The organism is Bacteroides sp. 2_2_4, assembly GCF_000157055.1.
GTDB classification, from domain to species: Bacteria; Bacteroidota; Bacteroidia; order Bacteroidales; family Bacteroidaceae; genus Bacteroides; species Bacteroides ovatus.
This window is the reverse complement of sequence record NZ_EQ973360.1, coordinates 412,225-423,594: the sequence shown is the minus strand read 5'-3', so window position 1 is coordinate 423,594 and position 11,370 is coordinate 412,225. Positions and strand designations below refer to the sequence as shown.

Sequence of the window (11,370 nt, the reverse complement as noted above, 5' to 3'; positions counted from 1 at the left end):
AAAATAGGGATTTCGCTGGATGAATTACTTATATCCAAATCCTTATTTGTAATATCACTTGTATTTTTGTGCAAACTCCACCGAAACCGAATTGCTGAAACTTCGGCAAACTTCAGCTGCGAAGTCTTTCCCGCATTGGATTATTTTATCCCAGATCTCTTCATTCAAGTTATTTAGATCGCGGTATCGGACATCGTATTTGAGTAATCCGTAGATCAGCCCTGCATTGAAGTTATCACCAGCTCCAATAGTACTGACTGCTTGTAATGGTTCTATCGGATAATCTTTATTGACCAGATTAGTGCGTAACGCTACCTTTTCCGCACCTGCAGTACAGATGAACCGGGGACAGTAGAATTTGATTTTATCCTTGTAAATCTTGTCTATATCCTGCATGTTATACATATATAGAAAATCCTCTAAAGAACCGCGTACAATATCCGCATATTCCAGATTTTCAATAATGGTCGGAGCCAGTTTCATGGCTTCATTCTTGTGTGAAGAACGGAAATTCGGGTCATAATAGATGATGGCTTTCTTTTCACGTGCCTGATCTAGTAATTCGAGAATCTTCTCCCTCAGAACCGGATTCAGTGCGTAATAAGAACCCACCATGACAATGTCGTCTTCCTCTAGTTTCGGAAACAGAACATCCAGACGTTGCTTCGGGTAGTCTTTGTAGAAGATATATTCAGCATCACTCTGCTCGTTCAGGAAAGCTAAGGATACGGGCGATTTTCCATCCGGGAATACATTTACATGATCGGTTGGGATATGATTCTCACGCATAAACTGCAGGATAATATTGCCTACACGGTCATTCCCGGTTTCACTGATGAAGCCGACGTTTATTCCCATTCGTCCCAATGAGACAATACCGTTGAATACAGAACCTCCCGGTACGGCGGCAGAAGGCTGGTCACCTCGAAAGATGATATCGAGGATGGTCTCTCCGATACCGATTACTTTTCGCATAGTGATCTTGATTTTTCTCCCAGATAACCGCCGTGGTGACGTTTTGAATATTCAGCGATAGTAAATCCTGTTTCCTTCATGGTTTGTACTACCAATATATCTCCGATCACTGTCATGGCAGTAGTGGATGTAGTAGGAGTCATCCCTAACACACAGACTTCTGCAGGCTTGCCGGTACTTAGACAGACATCCGATTCTTTTGCCAGCGGACTATCCGGATTTCCGGTGATAACGATAAACTTCAGATCCGGGTCCAGATTATGGGCCAGGCGGGTTAATTCCACAATCTCACGTGTCTTGCCAGAGTTAGAGATCAGCAGGAGTAGATCGTTTTTTTGTAAGATACCCAAATCCCCGTGTTGCGCCTCGCTAGGATGCAGAAAGACGGATGGAATACCGGTGGAACAGAAAGTCGTAGCAATGTTCATAGCAATCTGCCCGGCTTTTCCCATACCGGAAGTTACCAGTTTTCCCTTTTTCTGGTGTATTTGTTCTACAATCAGTTTCACCGCTTTTTCATAAGCGTCTGTTACGGGGATGTTGAGCACAGCTTGTGCTTCCTGTTGCAAAAGTTGTTTGATGGAGTCTATCATATAGGATTAGTTTATTTTTTCTTTTAATTCATTTAATGTGTTTGCTACTTCGTAATAGGTTGAGAAAGGCTGTCGTGCAAAACCTTTGTCCTCCAGGGTGTGGAGTGCTTTTAATAGCTCATCGTAAAAACCATATTCATTGTAGAAAATGACCTTCTTCCGATGATATCCGATAGAGGCAGCGGCTATTACGTGGAAAATCTCATCAAGAGTACCGACGCCTCCGGGGAGTGCAACCAATACCTCCGACTTCTCCGTTATGATATCTTTGCGGTCACTCAAGTTACGGGTATGAATTTCTTCATCTAACAGAGTGCTTACCTTGCCATTCTCTTCCAGTTTGGCAGGAACTACTCCAATAACCTTACCACCATTTTCTTTCACGGCACGAGCTATGCATTCCATTAATCCGAGGCTGGCTCCTCCATATATCAAGGTTTTGCCTGTCTGCCCCATCCATTTGCCTATTTGGCTGGCGCTTTCGAAGTACATTTTGTCAATGTTATCGGAGGCGGAACAGAATATTCCTATCTTTTCCATATACGTTGTTGCTGTTATAGTCCACAAATATCTGCAATTTTCTATAAACAGCAATAAGTTTTATTGTATTTTTGTGGCATTAATTCAATAAGGAAGTATAAAACGATGCAAGGTAACGAATATACATTGCCAAATGGCCTGCGTATTATCCATGAACCAACCCTCTCAAAAGTAGCTTATTGTGGTTTTGCGATTGATGCCGGAACTCGTGATGAAGCGGAGAATGAGCAGGGAATGGCCCATTTTGTAGAACATCTGATTTTTAAGGGAACGGAGAAGCGGAAAGCCTGGCATATCCTCAACCGGATGGAGAATGTAGGTGGTGACCTGAATGCCTACACAAATAAGGAAGAAACTGTCGTCTATGCCGCTTTCCTGAAAGAACATCTGGAACGTGCGCTTGAGTTGTTGGGGGATATTGTATTTCATTCAACCTTTCCGCAGCATGAGATAGAAAAAGAAACAGAGGTCATTATCGATGAAATCCAGTCGTATGAAGATACTCCGTCGGAACTGATATTTGACGATTTTGAAGACATGATCTTCCGCAATCATCCATTGGGAAGAAACATTCTTGGTAAGCCGGAACTTCTGCGAAGTTTTCGCACGGAAGATGTTCTATCGTTTACCCGCCGTTTTTACCAACCGGGAAATATGGTGTTTTTTGTTCAGGGGCAGTACGAGTTCAAGAGAATCATCCGCCTGGTAGAAAAATACCTGTTGGATATTCCTGATGTGAAGGTAGAGAATCGGCGTACACCTCCGCCTCTGTATGTGCCGGAACATTTGACGGTGGCTAGAGATACGCACCAGGCACATGTTATGATCGGTAGCCGTGGCTATAATGCGTATGATGACAAGCGTACTGCACTCTATCTGCTGAATAATGTCCTTGGAGGTCCCGGAATGAATAGTAAACTGAATGTGTCCCTTCGCGAACGCAGAGGACTGGTCTATAATGTCGAATCCAATCTGACTTCCTATACGGATACGGGAGCTTTCTGTATTTATTTCGGGACGGATGTGGATGACATGGATACTTGCCTGAAATTGACCTATAAGGAATTGAAGCGGATGCGCGATACAAAGATGACTTCTTCCCAGTTGGCGGCAGCGAAAAAGCAGTTGATCGGGCAAATCGGAGTAGCGTCCGATAACTTTGAGAATAATGCGTTAGGGATGGCGAAAACATTCCTTCATTATCATAAGTATGAATCATCCGAGCTTGTTTTTAAGCGTATAGAAGAGCTAACAGCAGAGATGTTGTTGGAAGTTGCCAATGAGATGTTTGCAGAGGAATACTTATCTACGTTGATTTACAAATAATTGATTGACAGATTTGCTTTCATTGCCAGAATTCGTATTTTTGTAGCAGATACGTATGTGATAACAATCTAATAGTAGAAATTGTATGTTGGTGACGGGCAGAAAACTCCCTATCGGGATTCAGACTTTCGAAGATATCCGCAATGACGGATACTTGTATGTAGATAAGACCGCATTGATGTGGACTATGGCAAACATCGGTAAACCTTTTTTTTTAAGCCGTCCGCGCCGATTCGGAAAGAGTTTGTTAATTTCTACGTTTGAAGCCTATTTCAAGGGACGGCGTGACCTTTTCACGGGACTTGCCGTGGAACAATTAGAAAAGAAGTGGGAAGAATATCCCGTACTGCATCTGGATTTGAATGCCGAGAAATATGATTCACCGGACAGATTGGATGCTATTTTAAGTAACCAGTTAACTCAATGGGAAGCTATATATGGCAGGGGAGAAGATGAAACCACTTTGTCTTCCCGCTTCTTGGGTGTCATTCGTCGTGCCTCCGAACAAGCAGGCAGGGGTGTTGTAGTCCTGGTGGATGAGTATGATAAGCCCTTACTACAGGCTATTCAGAATGAACCGCTTCTCAATTCTTACCGTTCTACTTTGAAAGCTTTCTACGGTGTGTTGAAGAGTGCAGACCGCTATCTTCGTTTTGCTTTTCTGACAGGTGTCACCAAATTCTCGCAAGTAAGTGTGTTTAGTGATCTGAACCAATTGAATGACATCAGTCTGAATTATGACTTCTCTACTCTTTGTGGAATCACCCGCGAAGAACTTCTTGCTAATTTTGAACCGGAGATTGCAGCTTTATCGCAAGCAAATGACATCAATACGAAAGAAGTTGTGGAAACAATGACCCGGCAGTATGACGGTTATCATTTTCATCCTAATGGAGAAGGAGTGTTCAATCCATTCAGTGTTCTGAATGCATTTTTCAGTAAAGAGTTCGGTAATTACTGGTTTCAGACCGGAACTCCTACTTTCCTTGTGGAGTTATTGAAAGAGAGCGATTATGATCTTCGCTTGCTGATGGATGGTATAGAGACAGCTGCTTCCGCTTTCACTGAATATCGTGCTGATAGGAAAAATCCTATTCCATTGATTTATCAGAGTGGTTATCTGACTATTAAAGATTATGACAGAGAGTTTAGACTTTATCGTTTAGGCTTTCCTAACGACGAAGTACGTTATGGCTTTCTTAACTTTTTACTCCCATTTTATACGGCAGTCACGGATGAAGAACGAAGCTTTTATATAGGTAAGTTTGTTCAAGAACTACGTACAGGCAATGTTGACGCTTTCATGCACCGCTTTGAAGCTTTCTTTGCAGATTTTCCTTACGAGTTGAATGACCAGACTGAACGTCATTATCAAGTCATCATATATTTAATATTCAAACTGATGGGACAATTCACGCAGGCAGAAGTACATAGCTCACGGGGACGTGCAGATGCGGTTGTACGAACCCCGAAGTTCATCTATATTTTCGAATTCAAGCTGAATGGGACTGTTGAGCAGGCCATGGAGCAGATTGAAGAAAAAGGTTATGCTTTTCCTTATACGGCAGAGGATCAACAAGTGATAAAAGTTGGTGTAGAGTTTAGCGCAGAGAAACGAAATGTAGAGCGCTGGATGGTAGCGAAAGAAATTTAATATAAAATTGATTATGAAAAACTTAATACGAAATGTCTGGGTTTGCTTGGGGCTGATGGTGCTTCCCTTCACAGCCTCCGGACAACAAAAGGATAACATTACCTATGTACCGGCTCAAGAGCTTTTACTGGTAGGCAAAGCAACTACCGAAGGCGAATACTTCCATCGGGTAGATACAGCCAAGTATTGTACAATGCCTCCCACAGTGAAGAAACTATTCACAAACTCTGCCGGTCTGGCTATCTCTTTTACAACGAATAGCCCCGTCATAAAAGCCAAATGGATGGTTCCTGATAATTACCAGTTACCCAATCTGACCAGAGTTGCTCAGAAAGGTCTGGATTTATATATCAAACGGGATGGAAAATGGCAATTTGCCGGAGTAGGGATACCGGGTGGTGTGACTACGGAAAAAGTGCTTGTTGATAATATGGGTACGGAAGAGAAAGAATGTTTGTTATATCTGCCTTTATATGATGAACTGAAAAGTCTGGAAATAGGTGTTTCTTCTGATGCACACATACGTAAAGGAGAAAATCCGTTCAAAGAAAAGATAGTGGTATACGGGTCCAGTATTTTGCAGGGAGCATCTGCCAGTCGTCCCGGGATGGCTTATCCGGCTCGTTTGTCCCGTAGCAGCGGATATAATTTTATCAATTTAGGATTGAGCGGAAACGGCAAGATGGAGAAAGAAGTTGCCGAGATGTTGGCGGATATTGATGCGGATGCTTTCATTCTCGATTGTATTCCTAATCCTTCTCCCAAAGAGATAACCGACCGGACTGTTGATTTTGTAATGACGTTGCGCCAGAAGCATCCGGATACGCCTATTATTGTGATACAGACATTGATACGTGAAACAGGTAATTTCAACCAGAAAGCTCGTGAGAATGTAAAACGGCAGAACGAGGCCATCGCTGAACAGGTAGAAGTATTGCGAAAGAAAAATGTCAAAAACCTGTATTTCATAAAAGAAGATCAATTCTTGGGAACAGACCATGAGGGGACTGTAGATGGGACCCATCCGAATGACTTGGGATTCGACCGAATGTTGAAGAAATATAAACTGGCTATCAGTAAGATTCTGAAGATCAAATTCAAGGCTGAATAACAGGAATGAAAGATTATAACAGAGACAGATAGAAAAAAATAAAGGTCAATTCATGGGGGTGAATTGGCCTTTTTCTTTTGCAAATGTGTTAAGTTGCTGTTGGTATTTTATAGTTTCCTTAAACCTTTATCTTCTAAGTATTTGATTAATTCTTGGGGACGATCAGTTTGTATCATAGTTGCCTTATGTTCCAGTATCCATCCCCAATGCTTATCTTTACCTTCTAATAGGGCGTTTTCGTCATCATGTCCACCGCATAGACTATCCCATAGAGTATTCATCCATACCCGACTACCAGATTGTACAATTTTATCAATAACCTTTAAATTTGAAGTCTGTTCGTCTTTGAAGCAGAGTTCATAGGCTATTGGCGTAAAGTCTTTAATAAAACTTTCGGTCGCTTTTATATCTTCTTCTTTCCATAAATGAATGATAGGCATATAGAGCATACTGGTATTGGTTCCATATTCCTCTTGAACTTTCTCGACAGGATACCTTCCTTTTATAATCACTTGTTTTTCCATTCCACATTTTCGAATGATGGGAAGAATCTCCTTTATATATGTTCCGCCTTTATCTATATTGACCAGAATACGGTCTTTACATGTCATTAACGCTTCTTCTAAAGTGGGTATGGATCGGCGGGTCTTTATACCGTTTCCACTTTTCAGCACAAATTGTTTTAGTTCTGTTGTCGTATAGTTTTTAATGGCGCCTTTTCCTGTTGAAGTGCGGTCTAGCGTTGCGTCATGCATACAAATAAAGTTGTTGTCTTTGGTTTGCTGAATGTCAAGTTCAACCATGTCTGCTCCCATAGCGATGGCATTCTCTATACATTGTATGGAGTTCTCCGGAGCATTCCTCCAGTCGCCACGGTGAGCTATAACAAATACATATTGAGAATTCTTGTCGTGAAGATTCCTCAATAGTTTATCAATTCTGGATTCTGCTTCAGCAGATAATGAAACCAGAAGAACTGATAATAGAAATATAATTTTCCTTGTCATACGTGCTTTTCTTAAATAAAATGTTTTGATCTATATTGGGTACCTATGAAAAACTATCCTATAAAGTTATCTTAATCCTTTTTCTTTTAAATAAGAGTTGACAAGATCAGAGTAATCAGTTTGCACAACTTCTATTTTGTTATCTATAAAAGTTTGAAGGTGCGAATATTTACTATTCAGTAGATCGCTATCCCAATCTAAATGATTGGCATAACCTACTAACTTGGCATCTTTAATAGCTCCCATTAGTTCAGTGAGAGATGCATTGTCTATTCCGAATTGTACCATTTGTACTTTACTGTAATATTTGGCGAGGACTTTTACTTCTGCCGCAGTGGATACCCATGGAAAAGGAATGGCTCCAGGGTTAATAGTATTCATTTCTTCAATATATGATGTACTGGAACCAGTATAATAGCAAACCTGGTCGATCATCCCTTTTTCTGCAACCGTTTTAATGATTTTACCTAAAAGCCCCTTCTCTTTTACATCGACACAAACATAGATTTTGCCTTTCGCAGCATCCAATACTTCCTCAAGTGTAGGCACTTTGTATTCAGTGATACCTTTAGAACCTTTTAAAAAATATTGATAAAGAGTTTGATAAGTCATATTGGCTACAGCACCAGTTCCGTTTGTTGTAGCATTAATGGTTGTATTGTGCATATTTACGATTACTCCGTCAGAAGTAGCTCTAGGGTCTATTTCAATCATATCGGCACCGACTTCTATTGCATATTGGATAGCGGGAATAGAATTTTCAGGAATTCCGTCACGTATTCCCTTATAGGTGTTGCTACGATGAGCGCAAGTCCACATTTTCAGACTTGTGTTGCCGGAAAGATTCTTTAAGTCGGTTGTTAAACTTTTAGTGTCAGGTTCTTCACCTGGGTCCTCCGGGTCTTCATTATCATCCGGAGGAGTCGGCTGATTTTTGTTTTCATATTCATCATTGGAAGAGCCGCAACTGGTACACATCACTTGCCCGGATACAAGTAAGATGATTGCCAAAAGAAAAAATACTTTCTTCATAGTCTTTTTATTTTATTTATTAGATAATGTAGGATAGGTTATCGAAATAACCTATCCTGTTTGATTTGAATTATTTTACTGTAGCAGTGTGTTGAGCGTCTTTTGCACGCATCGGCCAGCCTGTTGTTGGTAATCCTTTCACATATTTGGATGACAGGGCCACTAATAAACTTTTCGATTCATCTTGAGTGTTAGTAATGGCCACATAGATAGTCCCGTCTGCATCCACTACCGGTGAACTCCAGAATTTGCCTTGTGTTGCAGCCCATTCGGATGCATAAGCACTTTCGCTGTTAGCAATTGCTCCGGCCACATCAAGTACGGCAATAGCGTCAGTACCATTTGCGTCAAGGATATAGAAATTACCACGTTCCGTACCGAACAAGATATGTCCATCCTTATCAATAACAGGAGTACTGCTGACACTTTCTGATATCTCATATTGCCATTTGATAGTTCCACCTGCTGACAATGCAACAATTCCGCCAGGCATATCTCCCTGACTTTTCAATGAGGTATATACAGTGCCATCTGTGCCGATAACGACTCCTCCCTGATCTTGTTTGCCGGTATTCTCAATAGGGGTAGTCCAACGTACACTACCGTCACTGGCAACGGAATAGATGGTAGTAGTCAGATCAGATGTATAAATCATGCCATATACATTTCCTTCATTGTCTATGGCCATTGATGCATGACAGCCGCTGTTCAAACCACTGTCAAATGCTCTCCATGCCCATGGGCTGAAAGTATTGTCATCTTTAGCCATAGTAGCTTTTGCTACACCAAACATTCCGTAGTTGGTACACATGATATACATCATTCCTTGTTTGGAGATAACAGGACCTGCATAAACACCTCCGGCAGGACCGCTGGTACCATCTGCGTTAGTTAAATAGCTAACACGGTTTCCTGTTGTTTTGTCTACCGCAATCATTGAACCGGTGCTTCCCCCATTACCACAGTATACATATTTATCATCAAATGCTGGTGACACACTACGCATTTTGGCATTGGCGGCGTTACCTTTATTCCAGAAACCGGTAGTCGGATCATTGAAAGTAATCCATTTCTTATTTCCATCAGGATTGATAGCAAATAGTTTACCATTGCTTCCGTCACCTGTGCCAATGTAGATTGTACCATCCGTATCTACAGACGGTGTCATGTTTGAGCCTCCTGTTGCCTGCGCTCCCCAAGATGGATCAGTCATGTCGAATGACCATTTTTCAATACCTGAAGTTACATCATAACTATGTAATATGTGGTCATTACTATTGATGTAAACCGTTTTTTCATCAGGAGAAAGAGCGGCGGAATTGGAAACTAACTTGGCTAAATGAGTGGAGGAGGTCCATAGTAATGTAAGGTCTCCTTTTTCTACTACTTTATCGGTAATTTCAATTGTTTTCCGGTAGAGGTTCGATCTTCCACTGCTGTCGGTTATGGTCAAACTAACAACAAATATACCTTTCTCATTGTACACGTGCTTCGGGTTTTCTTCGGTAGAAGTCGTTCCATCCCCGAAATCCCATACATAAGTAAAGTTGCCACTACCTCCATAAGATGCGTTAGTGAATTGTATTTCACCTTCTATTTGCCCTCTTTCGGGAGCGATTGAGAAAGTTGCGGAAGGAATGTCTTTCCCGGCATTGTCTTCGTTGCTGCATGCGGCAAATAATAAAAGACAAACAATATATATGAACGGACATATCCGTACTTTATTTTTAATAGTTGTCATACACATAATAATCATTTAAGGTTTTGTTATTAATTTCCTGTATATCCCGCATATCCGGGATTTTGTGGGTAGGCTACCGTACCGGCCATGTCAATCTCATCTTGAGGAATCGGATAATACATCAGATAAGTACGACCATCAAGTGTTTCTAGCAATTCTAAGCGATTTGTACGTTTGATGTCCTGCCAGCGCATGCCTTCAGCATAAAATTCACGACGGCGTTCGTCCAAGATCAATGTCTGATATTCTTTGTCCGATAGAGCTTTGATTGCTGCTTCACTTGGAGCGGTAGTATATCTTTTTTTCATATATTCCACTAATGCGGCGGCTCCGTTCGTTTTTCCGAGAGCTTCGGCTTTTATCAGATACATTTCTGAAATACGGGAGATTACTACCGGTGTGCAGGTATAATCTGACGTTTCCGCCAATTGATAAGTTCCATTCGGATATTTGATTACGCGGTTGGCATCTTGGCTGGTGAATGTGGCTTTTAACCGTACGTCTCCTTTGCGTGAAAGAGTATTATCATCAGCAAAAAGACTATTATAACACCAATCAGATGGAGCATAATTCCATGAACCGTCCGTGTCATTAACGTATAATGTGAAGTTTAGAGGACTGGATGCTCTTGAATTATTAACATAGGCAAATATAATTTCCGGACTTGAACTTCCTGCAACCCAATTTTTAGAGAAATCCATAGCGGTGGATGCGAGTGAGAAACTGGAATTAGCTAATACTGCTTCTGCATAGTTTGCAGCATCCGTCATCTTGTTCTGGAAAAGAGCTACACGTGCAGCAAGTGCATTTGCTGCGTCAGAAGATACGTACCATTTGGAATCTGCTTTTGACAGTAAGCGGATAGCTTTACCCAAATCCTCTTCGATGAATGTCCATACTTCAGCTTCCGGAGAGATAGGAACCACCTCTTTTGAACGTTTACGCAGGATGGGGACATTTCCATAATGAGAGGCCAGACGATAATAAATAAATGCACGGAAATAGTAAGAGACACCACCTACTTTTTTCATGAGAGCACTTTCTTTATTTTCGGAAGCTTCATAAGTTTCTACGAGAAAATTGACCTGATGCAATGTTGTAAATGAGTTTCTCCAAAAGGAGAGAATGTTAATTGCCTGATTGGTATACGAGGGAGACATTTCACATGGGTCTGTAATTTGACCTCCTCCAGGACCTGCTTTGAAATTTTCCCCTTGTATATCATCCAACCACCAGAAAGTGAATGTATAATTTTCCATAGTGGCGTATACTCCATTTAATAGCTTTTCGAGATCATCATCCGTCAAGGCTGATTGAGGAATTGCATGTCGGGGGCTGATGTCGTCCAGCCAGTCAGAACAGCTCGTGGCGAGTACAGTTATGGTCATTAA

10 protein-coding genes are annotated in these 11,370 nt (G+C 41.3%); 3 read left to right on the top strand and 7 right to left on the bottom strand.

Annotation, left to right across the window (positions count from 1 at the left end):
• Nucleotides 1-54 precede the first annotated feature (54 nt).
• From BSCG_RS13125 to BSCG_RS13135, 3 genes are read right to left on the bottom strand one after another with little or no spacing between them, the layout of a single operon-like run.
• Entirely contained in the window at nucleotides 55-975 is a 921-nt protein-coding gene (locus tag BSCG_RS13125) for a carbohydrate kinase family protein (RefSeq protein WP_004302990.1), read from the bottom strand.
• Entirely contained in the window at nucleotides 963-1,568 is a 606-nt protein-coding gene (locus tag BSCG_RS13130) for an SIS domain-containing protein (RefSeq protein ID WP_004298060.1), read from the bottom strand. The genes BSCG_RS13125 and BSCG_RS13130 overlap by 13 nt, the downstream gene beginning before the upstream one ends.
• Nucleotides 1,569-1,574: 6 nt before the next feature.
• Nucleotides 1,575-2,108 carry a TIGR00730 family Rossman fold protein gene (locus BSCG_RS13135; RefSeq protein ID WP_004311906.1) on the bottom strand — a complete coding sequence of 178 codons (534 nt, stop codon included), beginning with the start codon at nucleotides 2,106-2,108 and terminating at the stop codon, nucleotides 1,575-1,577.
• Between the two features lie 105 nt (nucleotides 2,109-2,213).
• Here BSCG_RS13135 and BSCG_RS13140 point away from each other — a divergent pair, with 105 nt between their 5' ends.
• The 3 genes from BSCG_RS13140 (at nucleotide 2,214) to BSCG_RS13150 (ending at nucleotide 6,199) form a co-directional block, all read left to right on the top strand.
• On the top strand, nucleotides 2,214-3,434 hold the full coding sequence (locus BSCG_RS13140; RefSeq protein WP_004298062.1) for a M16 family metallopeptidase: 1,221 nt from the start codon (nucleotides 2,214-2,216) through the stop codon (nucleotides 3,432-3,434).
• An 85-nt stretch (nucleotides 3,435-3,519) separates the two neighbouring features.
• Nucleotides 3,520-5,088: an ATP-binding protein gene (locus BSCG_RS13145; protein ID WP_008776135.1), complete on the top strand. Its 1,569-nt coding sequence runs from the start codon at nucleotides 3,520-3,522 to the stop codon at nucleotides 5,086-5,088.
• A 13-nt stretch (nucleotides 5,089-5,101) separates the two neighbouring features.
• Nucleotides 5,102-6,199 carry an SGNH/GDSL hydrolase family protein gene (locus tag BSCG_RS13150; RefSeq protein ID WP_022199967.1) on the top strand — a complete coding sequence of 366 codons (1,098 nt, stop codon included), beginning with the start codon at nucleotides 5,102-5,104 and terminating at the stop codon, nucleotides 6,197-6,199.
• Between the two features lie 107 nt (nucleotides 6,200-6,306).
• On the opposite strand, the gene BSCG_RS13155 is transcribed toward BSCG_RS13150, so the two are convergent.
• The 4 genes from BSCG_RS13155 to BSCG_RS13170 form a co-directional block, all read right to left on the bottom strand.
• Nucleotides 6,307-7,206, bottom strand: a complete 900-nt coding sequence (locus tag BSCG_RS13155) for a glycerophosphodiester phosphodiesterase family protein (protein ID WP_004298066.1) — start codon at nucleotides 7,204-7,206, stop codon at nucleotides 6,307-6,309.
• A gap of 66 nt (nucleotides 7,207-7,272) precedes the next feature.
• On the bottom strand, nucleotides 7,273-8,238 hold the full coding sequence (locus tag BSCG_RS13160; RefSeq protein WP_004311901.1) for a glycerophosphodiester phosphodiesterase family protein: 966 nt from the start codon (nucleotides 8,236-8,238) through the stop codon (nucleotides 7,273-7,275).
• 70 nt (nucleotides 8,239-8,308) lie between these two features.
• The gene (locus BSCG_RS13165; protein WP_225483850.1) at nucleotides 8,309-9,979 is read right to left on the bottom strand and encodes a PQQ-binding-like beta-propeller repeat protein; all 1,671 of its coding nucleotides are present in this window, start codon (nucleotides 9,977-9,979) and stop codon (nucleotides 8,309-8,311) included.
• Nucleotides 9,980-10,008: 29 nt separating this feature from the next.
• On the bottom strand, nucleotides 10,009-11,370 hold a 1,362-nt coding region (locus tag BSCG_RS13170; protein WP_083793661.1), incomplete at its 5' end, for a RagB/SusD family nutrient uptake outer membrane protein.